The sequence below is a fragment of the Undibacterium sp. Di26W genome (assembly GCF_049340265.1).
GTDB lineage: Bacteria > Pseudomonadota > Gammaproteobacteria > Burkholderiales > Burkholderiaceae_D > Undibacterium.
Genome location: NZ_JBMPOR010000008.1, coordinates 103362 through 121865 on the forward strand (window position 1 = coordinate 103362; position 18504 = coordinate 121865).

An 18504-nucleotide genomic window follows, 5' to 3' on the forward strand; every position below is an offset into this window, starting at 1 on the left:
GTGCAAAGAAAGTCGCTGGGCTCCTGCTTCCGCAGGAGTGACGAATTTGAGAGCTAGGCTGTGCCAATAGCCCTCAGGTTTTTTGCCTCCTCATTGCATTTCTCTGTGTCTCTGTGCCTCTGTGGTGAGAGGTCTTCATCTTAAAAGGCCGGCAAATCTATCCCATTCCTGTCCTGCTTGCTAAAATCCTACCTCATAAACCAAGTCCTGAAGGATAACCATGACGACGAGCTATCTGGGTATGAGTTCGATGTTGCATAGCATTGAAGTCGCCGGGATACTGGCTTTTGCCAGTTCAGGGTTTATTGAAGCCAGGCGCAAGCGCATGGATGTGGTGGGGGTGTTTACGGTGGCCTTCATTACGGCCTTTGGCGGGGGCACGCTGCGTGATTTGCTGCTGGACAGACGGCCATTGTTTTGGGTCGAGAATCAGGAATACCCTATTCTCATCTTTGTGATGTCGATTATTGCTATTCCCTTTTTGCGGCATTTACGCAATGCCGTGACAGAAAGCGCGATTGTGCTGGCGGATGCGCTGGGGCTGGGTTTGTTCAGTGTGACCGGGGCTTCGCTGGCGCAAGAGGCAGATATGCCGATGTTTGTCTGCGTCATGATGGGTGTCATTACCGGCATTTTTGGCGGGGTCTTGCGCGATATTATCTGTAATGAGATACCACTGGTGTTCCGGCGCAGCCATTTGTATGCGACCTGCGCTTTTGCCGGTTGCTGGGCTTACCTGCTGTTGAACTGGTTGCAGGTCAGCGAGGCAGTGGCGCTGGGGTTTGGGGTAGGCATATGCTTCGTACTGCGCATGCTGGCAGTACGTTTTGACTGGAAGTTACCGGTCTAGTTTTGATTGACCACCAGCCGCATATTGCATGTCTTTTCCGCAGGACGCGGTTTTTTTAATGGCGGGCGGGCGACCAAGCCTGCCATGAATATATCTAGCATGTCTTCGCCATGTTGCATCAGGCAATAGGCAGCCGTATCGTACAACCATTCGTTGACGATGCCCATGACATAGGCGTGTAACGCCTGCATGGCGATCCAGGTATCAGTATCGGCATGCAGGGTGCCCTGGTCAACGGCTTTCTGCATCAGTACCTGGATTTTGGCCAGGCATTCGATGCGTTTTTCATTTTCTGCGGAAAAGAAGATCAGTTCACTGTTTTTTTCGCAGCGATGAAAAATGATATTGAATACTTTTTGCTGGCGTTCATTGCTAGTCACCAATTGCAGGAAATGCAAATTCAGTTGTTTGATGCCTGCCAGCGGATCCTGGTGCGGTGCCGATGCAATTTCATTGAGCAGTGCTTCCATGGGCAGGAAGGCGCGGTCACACATGGCCTGGAAGAGGGCGTTTTTGTCTTTGAAGTGCCAGTAAATAGCGCCACGCGTCATGCCTGCTGCAAGGGCAACATCATTGAGGGTTGTGCTGGTCACACCTTTTTCGGCGAATACTTTTTCAGCAGCGTCGATCAGCGTATTATAGGTTTCCTGCGCTTCTTCTTTGGTCTTTCTGGCCATCTTGTTTCCTTTGCGTGCGTCGCGGATTAATTCACTGATTGATTCGTGGATTAATGATCGCTGCGAACAATTTTTTACATCGTCTCTTCGTTATTGTAAGTGAACTTTACTGTCGCTACGGTAGCCTGGGTCCGAGGCTTCCCACTAATATGAATGAAATAAGTGCTTATATCTTTTTTCTGCTTTTAAAGCCTGCTTTGTTACGCATTGATACTGGTACAAATAGTAAAAACGGCTCTGTTCTATATCAAATTTGTTGTCTTGCAGCAGAAATTTCTTGTCTGCTTTATACTTGTTTTATTGCTTCGGTATCAAGCGTATCAAACCTGTGGCAGCCCATGAGATCAGGTTGTCATTTTGCGTCTCTAAAATAGATATCGCACTCCCAGTCATGCCGGTGATGCTAATTGTGCTGAACACAGTAGAAATATCTATTTGCTAATTTTCTGACGGACTCTGTCGGTGTTTGTTAGAGCCAGATCTTCCCAAAATCCCTGTATTCCTGTAGGGCTGTTAAAAAACCTTATTTACAAACATTCGTGAATGTATATAATAGCACACCGCCTTTCAATTTAGAAGAAAGAATCTCCCATGCGCTCCCCTGCACAATTATCTACTCCGTTTTTTAAGCTTTCATCGATTACCAGTCACATGACCCAGGCCTTGCCTGCCTTGCGTATTGCTGCCGTCAGCCTGCCTTTGCTGGTATTGGCTGCTTGCGGCAAGCAGGGTGCGAATGCAGCACCACCCGGTGGCATGCCGCCACCTGAAGTGAATGTGGTGACCGTACAGCCACGTAGCCTTGGTCTGGATTTTGAATATGCGGCACAAACCGCAGGTTCACGCGAAACGGAAGTGCGTGCCCGTGTTGCCGGCATTTTGGAAAACCGTTTGTATGAAGAAGGTTCCCGCGTCAAAGCAGGCACCGTCTTGTTCCAGATTGACCAGGGTGCTTACCGCACACAACTGGCGTCTGCAGAAGCTGCCGCTGGTGTCGCCGAAGCCAAGCTGAACCAGTCCAAGCGCGAATTTGCGCGCCTGGCACCGCTGGTAGCAGAAAAAGCCATCAGCCAGAAAGAATTTGACGATGCCAAGTCTGCGCTGGAAACAGCAGAAGCCACCTTCAAGCAAGTGCAGGCACAGGTCAATGAAGCCAAACTGAATCTGGGTTATACCCGGGTCGTGGCTCCTATTGACGGTGTCACCGGCATCGCTGCCAAATCCAATGGCAGCCTGGTGACCGCAGCAGATAGTTTGCTGACCACCATCGTCCAGACTGATCCTGTGTATGTCAACTTCAGCGTACCTGAAGCGGATTACCTGAAATTGAGCAAGGACGTAGGCGCAGGCAAGATTGCCTTGCCTGGCAAGAAAACCAATAACGGTAGTCTGGCTTTTGATGTGCAATTGAAACTGGCTGATGGCAGTATATCCCCGGTCACAGGCAAGATGAATTTTGTCAGTGAAAAAATAAATCCTGCCACCGGTGGTTTTGATGCGCGTGCCCAGGTGCCAAATGCGGACGGTACGTTGCGCCCAGGCCAGTTCGTACGCGTGATACTCAGCGGTGCTACGCGTAGTGCTGCGATAGCGATACCACAACGTGCGGTGATTGATAGCCCTATGGGTAAAATTGTGTTCACGGTATCACCAGACAACAAACTGGTACCAAAACCAATTGAACTGGATGGCTGGTCCCATGGTGAATGGATAGTGACCAAAGGCTTGCAAGGTGGTGACCGTGTATTGGTGGATGGTTTCATCAAGGCGCATGACCCAGGCATGACGGTGACCCCGATAGCGATTACTGCCAAGGCGGCGACGACGCCAGCAGCGGGTGCCCCAGGTGGCGCACCAGGCGGAGCAGCTGCCGGCAAACCAGAAGGCAAACCGGAAGCATCTGCTGGTGCTGCATCCAGCGCAACTGCTTCTGCACCGGCTGCCAGCGCTGCCAAGTAATAATAAGCTATAACAAGCCAGCAATATGCTCACATCAAGCTGATCTATCCGCTGCATAACGAAGCTAAGGCTACAAGGAATTATTCATGTTCTCAAAATTTTTTATTAACCGGCCGATCTTCGCGACAGTCTTGTCGCTGATCATCGTGCTGGCCGGTTTGGCCGCCTTGCGCGTCCTGCCGATTTCGCGCTATCCGGAGATTTCTCCGCCGGTAGTGAATGTGACTGCGGTCTATCCAGGCGCGTCTGCCGAGGTGGTTGAACGTACCGTCGCCGGCCCTATCGAAGAACAGATCAATGGCGTGGAACACATGCTGTATATGGATTCGGTTTCTTCTGCTGACGGTCGGGTATCGATCAACGTCACATTTGAAGTCGGTACCGATCTTGATATCGCTGCAGTTAACGTCAACAACCGTGTACGTCAGGCAGATGCCAAGCTGCCGCAAGAGGTAAGACGCCAGGGTGTGACGGTGTCCAAGAGTTCGTCCAACTTCCTGGTAGTGGCTGCCTTGTTCTCGCCGGATAACCGCTATGACGCGCTGTATCTGTCCAACTATGCAACCCAGAATGTGCTGGATGCATTGAAGCGTGTGCCGGGTACCACCAATATCCAGATTTTCGGTGCCAAGGATTATGCGATGCGTATCTGGATGCGTCCTGACCGCATGGCGCAACTGGGTGTGACGGTTGCCGATATTGCCACTGCGATTACCGAGCAAAATGCCCAGTACGCTGCCGGTAAAGTCGGTGCGCCACCAAACAATACCGAAGAGCTGACGATGACAGTCACGGCCAAAGGTCGCTTGCTGGAACCGTCTGAATTTGCCAATATCATCGTCAAGTCAGCCAAGGGTGGTTCTGCCATCCGCATTTCTGACGTGGCGCGTGTAGAACTGGGTTCCAAGGATTACAACCTGTATGGTCGCGTCAATGGTCACCCATCCGCGAATATCGGTGTGTTCTTGCAGACTGGCGCGAATGCGCTGGAAACCCGCAAAGCAGTAGAACAAACCCTGAAAGACCTGAAAGCCAAATTCCCTGAAGGCATGGAATATGCCACGCCATATGACACCACACCTTTCGTGACAGAGTCCATTTCTGAGGTCTTGAAAACCCTGGCAGAAGCCATGGTGCTGGTGTTTATCGTGGTGTACCTGTTCCTGCAAAGCTGGCGTGCGACCATCATCCCGACACTGGCGGTGCCGGTATCGCTGATTGGTACCATGGCCGGTCTGCATTTGCTGGGTTACAGCATCAATACCCTGACTTTGTTTGGTATGGTGCTGGCGATTGGTATTGTGGTTGATGATGCGATCGTGGTACTGGAAAACGTCGAACGTCTGATCAATGAAGAAGGCATGACGCCGAAAGATGCGGCGATCGAAGCGATGCATGAAGTGACTGGCCCGGTTGTCGCGATTGTGCTGGTGCTGGTAGCGGCTTTCGGTCCTATCGCTTTCCTTGGTGGTCTGGCGGGCGAATTGTATCGTCAGTTCTCGGTCACGATTTCCATCGCCGTGGTTTTGTCTGGTATCGTTGCGTTGACCTTGACACCGGCCTTGTGCGCGATCTTGCTCAAGCCTGGTTCAGAAAATCACAACCGTTTCTTTACCTGGTTTAACGCAGCCTTCCTGCGTCTGACCAAGCGTTATACCGATGGCGTTACCTTCTTCATGAAGCGTGCTGTGCTGGGTGTGGCACTGGTGCTGGGCATGGTCGCATTGACTGGTCTGTTGTGGAAAAACGTACCAGGCGGTCTGGTGCCGGATGAAGATCAGGGGTATTTCATCGGCGCGGCCATCATGCCGGACGGTGCGTCGCTGGATCGTACCGATGCCATGGTGCGTCAGGTTGAATCCATCATGAAAACCAACAAGAACATCGATACCACCTTTGCCCTGGTTGGTCTGGATTTCCTCGGTGGTGGCGGTTTGAAATCTTCTGCTGCAACCATGTTCTTCCCCTTGAAACCATGGGAAGAGCGCACCCAGTCTGCACAGCAGATGGTGGGTGAAAGTTATATGAAAACCGGCCGTATCAAGGAAGGCCTGCCTTTGTTCTTTGCCCCGCCTGCGATTCAGGGCCTGGGTCAGACGGGTGGCTTTGAGTTCTATATGCAAAATGCCGGTGAAGGCGGTGTCAAGCGTTTGGCGCAACTGTTGCCTTTGCTGATCGCTGAAGCCAACAAGCAGCCTGAACTGGCTGGTGTCAAAACCTTGTGGCAGGCTAATTCACCACAACTGTATGTAGACGTGGACAATGAAAAAGCGCGCTCTATGGGTGTGGCCTTGTCGGACGTGTATAACACCCTGGCCGCGACCATGGGTAGCTATTATGTCAATGACTTCAACAAGAACGGTCGTATCTATACCGTGCAGTTGCAGGCAGAAGGTCAGTATCGTGCCAAACCGGACGATATCGGCAGCATGTATGTACGTTCAGCCACAGGCCAGATGATACCGGTGCGTGCCTTCACGACTGTGAAGTTCATTACCGGCCCTGATTCTGTACAGCGTTTTAATGCTTTGCCTGCGATTAAATTGCTTGGCAATGCCGGACCAGGCTTCAGTTCTGGTCAGGCGATTGCGGCGATGGAACGTGCTGCGAAGAAGGTCTTGCCGGCCGATGTCGTGTATGACTGGGGTGGCGCATCCTTCCAGGAAAAACGTAGCAGCAATGCGGCTGGACTGGCACTGGGTGCTGGCGTGCTGATGATTTTCCTGATTCTGGCTGCCCAGTATGAAAAATGGTCTCTGCCATTCTCGGTCTTGCTGGCCATGCCTTTCGGTATCTTTGGTGCCTTGCTGGCGGTGTATCTGCGTCACTTCAACAATGACGTGTACTTCCAGATCGGTCTGGTGACCTTGTTGGGGCTGTCGGCGAAGAATGCGATTCTGATTGTTGAATTCGCGGTCATGAAAGTGCATGAAGGTTATGCGCCGGTGGCTGCCGCACTGGAAGCAGCACGCTTGCGCTTCCGTCCGATTCTGATGACTTCGCTGGCCTTTATTTTGGGTGTGGTACCACTGGCTTTCTCGCACGGTGCAGGTGCTGCTGCGCGTCAATCTCTGGGTACTGGTGTATTGGGCGGTATGTTGGCAGCGACTTTCCTGGCGATCTTCTTCGTGCCTTTGTTCTTCAAGCTGATCAATGACAGGCGCTTGAAAACCACTGAGCAGGATTTTGAACACCCTGTCCATATTTTGCACAATGCACCTCAAGCAGATGTGAAGGAATAATGATGTCTGGAACAAAATTAGTATTAACGACGCTGGTTGCCAGCCTGGTGCTGGCAGGATGCGCATCGGTCGGGCCCAACTATCAACGTCCGGCCCTGGACACCCCGACCAGCCTGGGCAGTATCGCCACGCAAAACAAGCTGGCCGCGGCTGACTATATCTCCTGGTGGAAAAGCTTCCAGGACCCGACCCTGAACAGCTTGCTGGATGAAGCCGCTGCCAATAACCAGGATCTGGTGCTGGCAGCAGGCCGTATCGAAGAAGCACGCGCCGTGGCGGTGGGTACCAATTCCAACCGTTATCCCTCAGTGGATGCGAATTTGAGTGCTTCCCGCAGCCGCACCAGCGAAAATGCTGGCAAGCTGGGTGCGGGTGCCAACCCGGTCAGCAAGGATTTTCAGATCGGTTTGACAGCTTCCTATGAAGTCGATTTCTGGGGCAAGCTGGCACGTGCCGATGAAGCAGCACGTGCCCGCTTGCTGGCGCAGGAAGCGAATCGTGGTCTGGTACAAAGCAGTTTGTATGCGAACGTAGCCCAGACTTACTTTAGCCTGCGCGCCGGTGATGCCCAACTCGCATTGGCCGATTCGACACTGAAGACCCGTCAAGAGAATTTGCGCCTGCAACAGAAACGGTATACCGCAGGTGCGGTCGGTGAGCTGGATTTGCATGTGGCTGAATCAGAAACTGCTGCTGCCGAAATCAGTTACGCCCAGGCCAAACAGGCTGTGTCGAATACCGAATCAGCACTGGCTGTGTTGCTGGGACGTTCTGCCACGGCGATTGCCCAACCAGTGATTGCCCGCGGTAATTCGATTGATGGCTTGTACCAGCAATTGACTGTACCGTCTGACCTGCCTTCTGATCTGCTGAATCGCCGTCCGGATATTCTGGTGGCAGAGCAGAATCTGGTGGCGGCCAATGCTGATATCGGCCAGGCGAAATCCCAGTATTTCCCTAGCGTGAAACTGACCACCACGGCTGGATATGAATCTCGCGTTTTCCAGGATTTACTGAATCCGGCTTCACTGTTGTGGAACCTGGGTGCCAGTCTGGCGCAGCCAGTGTTCCGTGCCGGTGCCATCGGTGCGGTAGTGGCTGGTGCAGAAGCCCGCAAGACCCAGGCGCTGGCACAATATGTGCAGGCCGTGCAGGGCGCATTCCATGATGTCCATGATGCGCTGAACAATACGGCGGCTAACGAGCAGGTGAATGCTGCCAGTGAACGCCGTGTCGTGGCACTGAAGGATTCGCTGCGTCTGGCAGATCTGCGCTACAAGAACGGCTATAGCAGTTTTCTGGAAGTCTTGAATGCACAAAGGGATTTGTTCCAGGCACAATCCAGCCTGATCGATACCAAGCGCGCGCACCTGTCTTCCATCGTCAGTATTTACAAGGCAGTCGGTGGCGGTTGGACCAAGCCTGAAAGTCTGGCCAGTAAATAAGATATGTGGGCCAAGAACTGCTAGTCAAAGTAAGCAAAGAAAGGACCGATTGCGAGATCGGTCTTTTTTTTTTCGTCTGTATTTCGCAATGCCATTACATTTTGAAACTTACGCTTGTTACGCTCTCTTACAGGTTTTCTGTCATCGCTCACTTTTGTTTGTTCGTTATAGGCTTGTGGCTAGCACGAAAATTCTCTGATTACTTTACAAGGACGTTATCATGAACACGAAATTCATTCCTTTATTATTGGCTGGCTTGCTGACTGCTCCAGTATTTGCACAAAGCGTGAGCAGCGATGTACAGCGCAATGTCAGTCAGCAAACACGAATAGAAGATGGCTTGAAAACAGGTCAGTTGACGACCAAAGAAGCGGGCAAACTGGAGCGTGAACAGGCTGCGATATCGCGGGAAGAACGTAAAGCCCTGAAAGATGGCAAAGTAAGTGCCGGCGAAAAAGCAAAAATTGACAGGATGCAAAACAAGGCCAGTGCCGATATTCATGCCGAAAAACATGACGGACAAGTTGGCAACCCAAATTCTGTATCAAGCAAACGCATGCAGGCCGATGTGCAAAGAAATGTGAGCCAACAACAGCGTATAGAAAACGGTGTCAAGAGCGGCGCTCTGACCAATCACGAAGTCGCCAGGCTCGAAAAAGGGCAGGCGAAAGTGGAGCATAAAGAGGCGGTCGTTGCCAAAAATGGGCACGTCAGCGCTGCCGAACAACATGCCGTACAGCATGCAGAAAATCACCAGTCAAAAATAATTCACAAAGAAAAAACGGATAACCAGGTACGTAGTTGATACCTCAGTCCTATTCATCTAAAAAGCCGGGCTACCAATCAGTAGCCCGGCTTTTTTGCGACGGTTAGGAAGTAATAATTTACTGAGTGGAATTGACATCCGGGTTCTTGAGTGCCGATTTTATCGTCTTTAAAAATTCATCATCCACCGTTCCCAAGGTGCTGCTACGGGCGAGAATGCGGCCATTTTTATCTAGTAAAATCAGGGCGCTGGTATGGTTGAATTCACCGCTTTCCATTTGACGATACTGGATATTCAATACAGCCGCCAATTGCCGCACAGATTTTTCAGTGGTGCGTGCCAGCAGCCAGTGCTGTATGTCCAGCTCCCTGGTTTTTGCAATTGATTGTAAGGTGGCGATATCATCCCTGGCAGGATCGAGTGTCACCAGCAAGATGGATAGACGGGATTTTTCTTTTTCATCCAGTTTTTTCTCCAGCATTCTTATGGTGTCTATCAGCATCGGGCATACATATTCACATGAGTTATAGAACATGCTGGTGATCACGATATGTCCTGCCTGGCTCGCCAGCTTGAATTTACTGCCTTGCTGATTTTCAAGTGTGATCGGTAATTGGTAAACAGAATCACCCGGAAACGCCTGCGCTTGTTTTGCGGGTTTTGGTGGTTCGACTGCGCCTGCATGTGCAGTCAGCGCAAACAGGCAGAGGGCAGAAGCTGCAGCAATTGCTTTGCATGCGTTCAGCCTTAGCTTTAGTGCCAGGTTCAGCATCATTTTCATTTTCTTTCTTTCGCTCCATCCCGGGCACACCGGAATCCAAGATTGTCGGTGGTGCTGGCACCAGTCAGCGATGACAGCAATGCGACCCGCATCAAGATGGCATAGTTTTCTTTGTTTTGCAGACTGATGGCCCCGGCGCCACAGAATTGCAACTTGTCGGGGTCGCCCTGAGTACGGCTGTCAGGACTGATCAGCAAGGCATTAAAGTCGCTGACCCATTCCCATATCATGCCGTGCATATCTTTGACGCCATAATAATTGGGTACATGGCTGATTTTAGTTGACGACTGAGCCGACGATTCTGAATACCAGGAAAGTATGCGCGCACGCCATGCCGGGTCACTGCGGGCATCGGCATGTTGCTCATCTGCTGCGGCCACCAGTTCCCATTCATACCAACTGGGTAATCGCGCATTTTCAGACTCGCAATAGGCCTGGGCTGCATGCCAGCTAACACTGGTGACTGCCTGTGTCAATTTTTGCACATCGCCAGTTTCACCTGGTGATGTCCATGCATGCAGGTAACTGGCATCGGCAAAAATAGAAGGCACCTGGTCTCTCTGCCATTCTGGATGCGTTTGCAGAAATTCCTGGTATTCGCCATTCGTTACCGGGCTGGCACGCATAGAAAAGGGCTTGACCTTTGCCTTGTCTTTGGCATCCGGCCCTGACAATACGCTGGCCAGCTGATTACCGGGAATAGAGAGGTAATCAGCAGCATTGGTGGCAGGTGAAAAGAGCAAGAAAATTGCGCTTAACAAAACTGGCTGGAAATTTAACTTGCTGTCGCACCTGCACCAATTGGCCATGAATTTATCGCTCAGTTGATTATGTGATTAATGCGCGGCGGCTTTCACCGGTACCGCCTTGGCGCGTTCCGCCTTGACTTCACTGGCTTGTACGCGTCCACCTTTGTTGCCCCAGCTGTTCAAGACATACGTCAGGATATTGGCGACCTCATCGTCATTCAATTGGTTCATGGCTGGCATGACAGAATCAAACTCTTTGCCATTCACGCTGACCTTGCCAGTCAGTCCGTGTAACAGTACGCTGATTGCCCTTTGGGGATCAGCATTCAGATAGTCAGACTGAGCCAGGGGAGGGAACACACCGGGCAGACCGGCACCATTTGCCTGGTGGCAGACAGAGCAAGTACCTGCAAACAATTGCCCACCTGCATTCACCTGATCCTGTACCGTCAGGGTGCCACTTTCTGCCGCCTTGGTCGCGGTACTGACTGCTGCCAGATTGGCTTGTGCGCGGTCACCCAGATAGACTGAATCCAGTTCTTTACCGGAATAGATGTCTTTCTTGGCAGGACCATCCACTTTCATGATGGCCAGGGCACCTTTATTGAATGCGCGGAAAATCGAATGATCGACCAGTACATAACTACCGGGTACTTTGGTCTGGTATTCAACAACAGCGGCACCACCCGCCGGGATGAGTGTAGTTTGTACATTTTTTTGGAAGTTGCTACCGCCCTCAAAACGTACTTTATCGAAGATAGCACCAATCACATGGAAACTTGACACCAGGTTAGGACCACCATTGCCGACGAACAAGCGAATTTTTTCATCCGTTTTTGCAGTCAATGCCTTGTCACCTGTCATGGACCCTTCGGCACCGTTGAACAAGACATAGGTCGGTTTTTCATCAATGGCTTTTTCCATGTCGAAGGGCTGATAACCTTTTTCACGGTATTTCCCTGTGGTGTAGAAGTCACCTTGCATGACATAGTATTCATGGTCTACAGGTGTCAGGCCTTGTGGCGGTTCAACCAGGATCAGGCCATACATCCCGTTGGCAACATGCATGCCGACAGGTGCAGTGGCGCAGTGATAGACGTAGATACCTTCATTCAGCGCCTTGAAGGTAAATTGCGATTCATGGCCAGGTGCGGTGAAACTGGATGATGCACCACCGCCAGGACCGGTCACGCCATGCAAGTCGATGTTATGCGGCATCTTGCTGCTGGGATGGTTTTTCAAGTGAAATTCAACCGTGTCACCCTGGCGCACGCGGATGAAGCTACCGGGAACAGTGCCACCAAAGGTCCAGAACATGTACTTCACACCTTCAGAAATTGCCATTTCCTTTTCCACGACTTCCAGTTCGACAATGACCTTTGCCGGATAGCTGCGGTGTATCGGTGGTGGCACATTGGGTGGGCTGGTCAGTACTGCATGGATGGGTTGCCCCTGTGGAGGACCAAAATCACTGGCGCTTTTACTGCTTTTAGTTCCGGCTGCATGCGCTGATAAAGCCAGGAATAAGGAAGCGAATAATATCCGTGAGGCTACGGAAGCAGAGAATCCTCTGAGCATGTCTTTCATATGAGCACCTTTTTTATGTGATATAGGAAGCATTGGGGGACAAAATATCGTCGATACTCACAATACTGGTGTATTTCTCAAAAATCCTTGATATGCAATAAGAAGCAGGCAGTTTTCCCAGGAAGTGATCATTTTTCATGCATGCACTGATGTAACGCATGAAATGAGTACTAAATGAGTACTATCGAGTGCTATTTTCGTTTTACCTTATTGGTGGGGAAAATCTGTATTTTCCCAGTGCCATTTTTTTGTGTGACCAAATCTGCCAACGTTACTGCGTCAAGCACTGACAGGTAGGAGGCGGTCGCTTTGCTGAGCACGCCTTTTAAATTGCATGCACCAGCATAGGTGCAAGTGTTGCTGTCGCGGTCAAAACACTCTGCCATATAAAAATCAGATTCGGTATCGCGTACCACCTCACCAAGATTGATTTTTTCTGGAGGCAGATTCAGTTTCAAACCACCATGGCGGCCGCGTACGGTTTCCACTTTGTTTGACATTCCCAATTGATGGACCACCTTGGTCAAATGGCTTTTTGAAATGCTGTGCAGTTCAGCAATTTCCTGAATGGTCACCAGTCTGTCTTTATGTTGTGCCAGATAAATCAGGGTACGCAATGTGTAGTCGGTAAATGCAGTTAATCTCATATTGATTCCAAATTCAAATTATGCAATTGAGAAAGCATGTGCAAAGGACATTGCATTTCATCGCTGCTGCGCGATCAAGACGATTTCTCTTGATAGGCTGAGGTAAAACGCAAGCCTGATTTAGCAAGAGCCTATTAAGATACATATAGTATAGATGTTTATGGGTTTTGGCCCGAATAAGACGCAGGCTTGATCTTTATCAAGGGATTGGAATTAAACATTCATTTTGTTTGTATCTTTAAATGCCTCTATATAAAATGAATCTTCAATGACATCAGGAATGTTTTATACGGGGTTTCATCGTCAATGAAACGCCAAAAAAACATTCCTGATTCAGCAAATTCTTTCAATTCACCAATAAGGAAACACGCCATGCATGCCACGCGTAAACTCTGGACTTGGCTCGCCGTCATCTGTGTCTTATCTTTTGCCGTCCTCGGCTGGGTAGGCACAGAAATTTATCTGACCGCGCCGCCTATCCCTAAACAAGTCGTCAGTGCCGAAGGTACTGTCTTATTTTCAGAAGGTCAGGTCCAGCGTGGTCAGGAAAGCTGGCTCTCGGCTGGGGGGCAGCAATTGGGTTCGGTGTGGGGGCACGGCAGTTATGTCGCTCCTGACTGGTCTGCCGATTGGCTGCATCGCGAATCGCTGGCTTTGCTGGAAATATGGGCACAAAAAGAATCGCAGACATCGTTTGAGCAACTTAGCCCAGGACGTCAGGCAGAGCTGAAAGCGCGCTTGAAGGAAGAGATGCGGCGCAATACGTATAATGCTGCCAGTGATGCGATTACTGTCAGTGCAGAACGTGCAAAGGCTATACAGCAGGTTGCGCAGCATTATATTGCCCTGTTTGGTAACGACCCTTCATTGGAAAAATTGCGTGAGCAATATGCGATGAATAGAGGAACCTTGCCAGATCCCAAGGATTTGCAAGCCTTGCCTGCATTCTTCTTTTGGTCTGCATGGTCTGCTGCCACTGACAGGCCGGGTGCTGCTGATCTCAGTTATACCAGCAATTGGCCGCATGAACCGCTGGTAGATAATACGCCGACTGCCGGCGCAGGTATCTGGTCTGTCGCCAGTATCATACTGATGATCGCTGCCATTGCAGGCATGATTTTTTATCATTCCATCAGCAAGGAAGAGGGTGACCCGGTGCCACCCAAAGCCGATCCTTTGTTTGATCTGAAGCCTACGCCGTCGATGCGGGCAACCAGGAAATATTTTTATGTCGTCATAGGCCTGATACTGGCGCAAGTCGGCATGGGTGTGATTACGGCCCACTATGCTGTGGAAGGGCATAGTTTCTTTGGTTTCCCTCTGGCAGACATTCTTCCATTCACGGTCAGTCGCACGATACATACACAATTTGCCGTGTTGTGGATTGCCACTGCCTGGCTGGCGACTGGCCTGTATATAGCGCCTGCAATTTCAGGTCATGAACCGAAATTTCAAAAGCTTGGTGTGAATGTCCTGTTTTATGCCTTGCTGTTTATCGTTGTGGGTTCTACCGCATTTGGCTGGCTGGGTAGCCTGCAACACAAAGGCAATGAATTCAGCTTCTGGATTGGTAATCAGGGATTGGAATTCACCAGCATGGGCCGGGTCTGGCAAATACTGTTATTCGTCGGTTTGCTGTTTTGGGTCACCTTGCTGGGACGTGGTTTATTGCCCGCACTGAAAAAACCGTCTGAGAGTCGTGGCTTGATTGCGATGGTATTTCTGGCAGCGATGTGTATAGGTGCTTTCTATGCCACATCCCTGACCTGGGGACCACATACGCATTATTCGATGATTGAGTACTGGCGCTGGTGGTTGGTGCATCTGTGGGTAGAAGGCTTCTTTGAAGTGTTCGCTACGGCAGTCATCGCCTTGTTGTTCACCCGCCTTGGCTTGATACGTGCGGCAACGGCGAATAGTGCGATTATTCTGGAAACCATAGTCTTCCTGTTCGGTGGTATTTTGGGGACGTTGCATCATCTGTATTTCACAGGCACGCCCACTTTTGTGATCGCGATTGGTGCCATGTTCTCTGCGCTGGAGGTGGTACCACTGGCAATGATAGGTGTCGAAGCTTTCCGTAACTATCAACGTTCGAAAGCTGCGCCCTGGGTGCAAGCATACAAGTGGTCGATACTGTGCTTTATTGCTGTAGGGTTCTGGAATACCGTTGGTGCAGGCTTGCTTGGCTTTTCCATCAATACGCCGATTGCCCTGTATTACATGCAAGGTTTGAACATGACTGCTGCACATGGTCACGCTGCACTGTTTGGTGTCTATGGCATGCTTGGTATCGGGCTGTTGCTGTTCTGTTTGCGAGGCTTGTCCGATCGTGCAGTCTGGTCAGACAAATTATTGCAAGCGATGTTCTGGCTGCTCAATATAGGCCTGGCAATGATGGTGTTTATGTCGCTGGTACCAGCTGGTATTTATCAGGCGGTGGCAAGCATCACCAAAGGCATGTGGTATGCACGTTCGCCCGAGGTAATACATTCACATTTCATGGAAACCCTGGTCTGGATGCGGGTTCCCGGTGATGTCGTATTCTCGATTGGTGTCGTTTGCCTCGCTGTATTTGCATTGCGTCTGCTGACCGGCAAGAAGCAGACACAAACAAGTGTGGCCGACATAGCCTACGCCAAAGCTGCTAACAAAGCTTAGTCGTTTATTTTAGTAGTTTATTCAGGGGAGGGCAGAAATAACCCTCCCTGTGTTTTTTATCAAATTGATCTATATTGAAAGGAGTCCTACCATGGCTCACGATTGTTCCATTCCTGTTGTTGCCGAAGGTGTCTATGAATTTGATGCACGTGGCGTTGCCAAGCGGTTTCGCCATGCGGCAATCTTTGGTGCCTTGTCTGCGTTAAAACCAGGCGAGACCATGCGTTTTTGCAATGACCATAATCCTTTGCCATTGCTCGCGCAAATCGAGCATCATTATGGCGATGGTGTAAAAATGGCTTATGTTTCCAATGAGCCAGGAGAAATTATCATTGATTTTCATGTGACAACTTAAGCTGCATTCAGCTGCGCTAAGCTGCAAAAAGAGGCAGGTTTGATGTTGAGCGTAGGCGACATTACCAGCGAATGTCTGGAATCAGCCTTCTTTCAATATGTAACCTGCCCAGCACTTCAATGTCGCCAATGTCGCAATGCCTGAATGCAATGTAATGCAATACGAGGAGAAATGAAATGGCCACACCACATTTACGCTCAGGGGAAATAATCAACTTGATTGCTGCTGACGAGCAATCCCTGACGGTGCCAGCTCATGCCTTGTTTAAAGACGCGCATCTTGAAGTCATACACATGAATCTGGTTGCGGGAAAGAGTTTTCCTTCACACCATGTCAATGGCCCCATCACCATACAATGCCTGTCCGGTGATCTGCAAATTACAGTGGAAACGGGGAAAAAGGCACTGCGTGCCGGTGACCTGCTGTATCTTGCCGCCGATGTACCGCATGCAGTGCTGGCAATCACCAATACTTCTTTTCTGGTGACGATGGTATTGCTGAAAACTGCAATGCAGTAACAATGCAGTAAGCCGGTGGAAGTTCCTTAAATCAGTTTGGAGTAAGTTGCCGTCGTTACTTTTTTAAGGTATTTGTCAAATACCATGGCGATGGCACGGACGAATAAGCGACCTTTGGGCGTCACGCTGATCGTTGCTGGTGTGATGGTGAGGAAGCCAACTTCTTCATATTGGCGCAATTGCGCGATTTCTTCGGCAAAATAATCAGGAAATTCAATCTGGTGGCTTTGCTCAATATCGGCAATATGCAGGGGCATGCTGCACATCAGGCGCATGATGATCTCGCGACGCAAAAGGTCATCTTTATCCACTTCTATGCCTCTGTCTACTGGCATGCAGTCTTGATCCAGCAGGTGATAATATTCCTTGATAGTACGCACTGCCTGGCAATAGGAATTGCCGACTTTACTGATCGCGGATACACCAAAACCAATCAGGTCACAATCAGCACGGGTTGTATAACCCTGAAAATTTCTGTGCAGACTTTGGTCCAGCTGCGCCTTGTTTAATTCGTCATCCGGTTTGGCGAAATGATCCAGGCCGATATATATGTAACCTGCATCAAGCAAGCGCCTGGTTGACATCATAAAGATTTGCAGGCGATCTTCAGCCGACGGCAAATCACTTGCAATGATCTGCCGTTGCGCCTTGAAGCGGCTGGGAAGATGGGCATAATTGTAGAGTGCAATCCGGTCTGGTGCCAATGCGATCAGGCTATCCAGGGTACGTCCAAAACTGGCCAGGTTTTGCTTAGGCAAGCCATAGATGAGATCCGCATTGACAGATTTGAAATGGGTTTTCCGGCTTTCTGTTATCGCTGCCTCTACCATTTCGAATGGTTGTATCCGGTTCACTGCCTGTTGCACGGCAGGGTCAAAATCCTGTACACCAAAACTATTCCGGTTAAAGCCCAATTCTGCCAACAATGCCAGGGTTGCTGGCTTGACAGTGCGAGGATCAATTTCGACACCCAGTTCTGCATCATCAGTGAACTGGAAGTGTTTGCGTATGATGGACATCAATTGACGCAACTCGTCGCCACTGAAGAAAGTGGGGGTTCCGCCACCCAGATGCAATTGCCCGGTCTTACGGTCAGGGCCGATTCTGGCGGCTACCAGTTCTATTTCTTTTTCCAGATAACGCAGATATTCTGTGGTCCGGCTATGGTCTTTGGTGATGATTTTATTGCATGCACAAAAATAGCAGAGCGACTCACAGAACGGCAGATGCAAATACAGCGACAGCAGTGGATTGTCAGTACCTGTCTTGCGTTCTTCCAAATAGTGGATATAGCTTTGTTCATTAAAACTGTTATTGAAACGGTCCGCAGTGGGATACGAGGTGTAGCGTGGGCCCGCTTTGTCAAAGCGGCGTATCAATTCTTCGGAAAGCTCAATCTCGCCGGTCGGTGCTGGTGTCGTCATCATTTTCTTTCTATTGCTGGCAGCAAGGTATCTGCGCATCTTACACCCGCTCACGTCATAAGATCGTAAACACGTAAGGGCTTTGCGAAGGGATTCAATGCAATGCCGGTACGTTCTGCTGGTATGACTTCAAGGCATCTGCCGAACCTATATGTATGGTCGAGCCACACACGCGGATCAGGTTTTCATCCCTTAGCTGGTGCAGGACGCGGGACAAGGTTTCTGGCGTCAGGTTGAGCAGGGATGCGACCAGGTGTTTTTTCAATTCCAGCCGGACCTCATTCGTGCTTTGCATCGCGGATGTCTGCAACAGGTAATCGATCACTCTTTGTGATGCATTCTGCAGGGAATAGCGTTCAACATTGCGGATAAACCCGAGCAGGCGGAAAGACAGGCCTGCCATCATCTGGCGCGAAATTGCGGGAGATTTGTCCAGCAATTGCAGTAGCGCTTTTCTTGGTATCTTGAGTAGCAAGGTGCTTTCCAGGGCTTCTGCATGGAACGGGTAAGGCTCATCCAGGAACATCATGGCTTCACCAAAGCTTTGGCCTGGACGGATTAATTCCAGAACTTTGTCGTTCCCCTGCGGCGAGGGGATGCTGAGTTTGATCAGGCCGAATACGACGATATAAGTATTTTCGGCGCTATCGCCCTTGCGAAACAAGGTCAGGCCCTTGCCGAGCTCGATCTTGCCAACCTCTTTTTGCAACTCGCTTAGTTCAATGGCGGTAATATTGTGGAATAAGGCATGGTTTTCCAGTAAGCCAAGTACATTTAATTTTGCCATCACTGATCTCCGACAAACTGATTATGATCAAGTGTAGAAGCGATCAGAGGCGATGC

At 50.2% G+C, this 18504-nt stretch carries 15 protein-coding genes; 8 read left to right on the forward strand and 7 right to left on the reverse strand.

Going from position 1 to position 18504, the window contains the following annotated elements:
* The first annotated feature begins 220 nt into the window (after nt 1-220).
* Nucleotides 221-850 carry a trimeric intracellular cation channel family protein gene (locus ACO0LM_RS12135; protein ID WP_422987451.1) on the forward strand — a complete coding sequence of 210 codons (630 nt, stop codon included), beginning with the start codon at nt 221-223 and terminating at the stop codon, nt 848-850.
* On the opposite strand, the gene ACO0LM_RS12140 is transcribed toward ACO0LM_RS12135, so the two are convergent.
* Nucleotides 847-1527, reverse strand: a complete 681-nt coding sequence (locus ACO0LM_RS12140) for a TetR family transcriptional regulator (RefSeq protein ID WP_423037402.1) — start codon at nt 1525-1527, stop codon at nt 847-849. The genes ACO0LM_RS12135 and ACO0LM_RS12140 overlap by 4 nt on opposite strands.
* 591 nt (nt 1528-2118) lie before the next feature.
* On the opposite strand from ACO0LM_RS12140, the gene ACO0LM_RS12145 reads away from it, so the two are divergent.
* The 4 genes from ACO0LM_RS12145 to ACO0LM_RS12160 all read left to right on the forward strand — a co-directional run bounded on the left by ACO0LM_RS12145 (nt 2119) and on the right by ACO0LM_RS12160 (nt 8978).
* Nucleotides 2119-3486 carry an efflux RND transporter periplasmic adaptor subunit gene (locus ACO0LM_RS12145; RefSeq protein WP_423037404.1) on the forward strand — a complete coding sequence of 456 codons (1368 nt, stop codon included), beginning with the start codon at nt 2119-2121 and terminating at the stop codon, nt 3484-3486.
* Nucleotides 3487-3572: 86 nt separating this feature from the next.
* Nucleotides 3573-6728 carry an efflux RND transporter permease subunit gene (locus tag ACO0LM_RS12150; RefSeq protein ID WP_423037406.1) on the forward strand — a complete coding sequence of 1052 codons (3156 nt, stop codon included), beginning with the start codon at nt 3573-3575 and terminating at the stop codon, nt 6726-6728.
* Entirely contained in the window at nt 6728-8173 is a 1446-nt protein-coding gene (locus ACO0LM_RS12155) for an efflux transporter outer membrane subunit (RefSeq protein WP_423037408.1), read from the forward strand. Before ACO0LM_RS12150 ends, ACO0LM_RS12155 begins: the two co-directional genes overlap by 1 nt.
* A gap of 220 nt (nt 8174-8393) precedes the next feature.
* Nucleotides 8394-8978, forward strand: coding sequence for a hypothetical protein (locus tag ACO0LM_RS12160; RefSeq protein WP_423037410.1), 585 nt, complete (start codon nt 8394-8396; stop codon nt 8976-8978).
* 79 nt (nt 8979-9057) lie between these two features.
* Here the strand turns inward: ACO0LM_RS12160 and ACO0LM_RS12165 are convergent, their stop codons facing one another.
* The 4 genes from ACO0LM_RS12165 to ACO0LM_RS12180 form a co-directional block, all read right to left on the reverse strand.
* Nucleotides 9058-9720, reverse strand: coding sequence for an SCO family protein (locus ACO0LM_RS12165; protein ID WP_423037412.1), 663 nt, complete (start codon nt 9718-9720; stop codon nt 9058-9060).
* Nucleotides 9717-10463 carry a formylglycine-generating enzyme family protein gene (locus ACO0LM_RS12170; protein ID WP_423037414.1) on the reverse strand — a complete coding sequence of 249 codons (747 nt, stop codon included), beginning with the start codon at nt 10461-10463 and terminating at the stop codon, nt 9717-9719. The genes ACO0LM_RS12165 and ACO0LM_RS12170 overlap by 4 nt, the downstream gene beginning before the upstream one ends.
* Before the next feature lie 93 nt (nt 10464-10556).
* On the reverse strand, nt 10557-12056 hold the full coding sequence (gene nirK / locus ACO0LM_RS12175) for a copper-containing nitrite reductase (RefSeq protein WP_423037416.1): 1500 nt from the start codon (nt 12054-12056) through the stop codon (nt 10557-10559).
* Nucleotides 12057-12247: 191 nt separating this feature from the next.
* The gene (locus ACO0LM_RS12180; RefSeq protein ID WP_423037418.1) at nt 12248-12703 is read right to left on the reverse strand and encodes an RrF2 family transcriptional regulator; all 456 of its coding nucleotides are present in this window, start codon (nt 12701-12703) and stop codon (nt 12248-12250) included.
* Between the two features lie 372 nt (nt 12704-13075).
* Here ACO0LM_RS12180 and ACO0LM_RS12185 point away from each other — a divergent pair, with 372 nt between their 5' ends.
* The 3 genes from ACO0LM_RS12185 to ACO0LM_RS12195 all read left to right on the forward strand — a co-directional run bounded on the left by ACO0LM_RS12185 (nt 13076) and on the right by ACO0LM_RS12195 (nt 16237).
* Nucleotides 13076-15364: a nitric-oxide reductase large subunit gene (locus ACO0LM_RS12185; protein WP_423037420.1), complete on the forward strand. Its 2289-nt coding sequence runs from the start codon at nt 13076-13078 to the stop codon at nt 15362-15364.
* A gap of 91 nt (nt 15365-15455) precedes the next feature.
* The gene (locus ACO0LM_RS12190) at nt 15456-15719 is read left to right on the forward strand and encodes a DUF2249 domain-containing protein (RefSeq protein ID WP_423037422.1); all 264 of its coding nucleotides are present in this window, start codon (nt 15456-15458) and stop codon (nt 15717-15719) included.
* Between the two features lie 176 nt (nt 15720-15895).
* Nucleotides 15896-16237: a cupin domain-containing protein gene (locus ACO0LM_RS12195; RefSeq protein WP_423037424.1), complete on the forward strand. Its 342-nt coding sequence runs from the start codon at nt 15896-15898 to the stop codon at nt 16235-16237.
* Nucleotides 16238-16263: 26 nt separating this feature from the next.
* Here the strand turns inward: ACO0LM_RS12195 and hemN are convergent, their stop codons facing one another.
* Entirely contained in the window at nt 16264-17661 is a 1398-nt protein-coding gene (hemN, locus tag ACO0LM_RS12200; RefSeq protein WP_423037569.1) for an oxygen-independent coproporphyrinogen III oxidase, read from the reverse strand.
* Between the two features lie 94 nt (nt 17662-17755).
* Nucleotides 17756-18448 carry a Crp/Fnr family transcriptional regulator gene (locus ACO0LM_RS12205; RefSeq protein WP_422987425.1) on the reverse strand — a complete coding sequence of 231 codons (693 nt, stop codon included), beginning with the start codon at nt 18446-18448 and terminating at the stop codon, nt 17756-17758.
* Nucleotides 18449-18504: the final 56 nt, after the last annotated feature.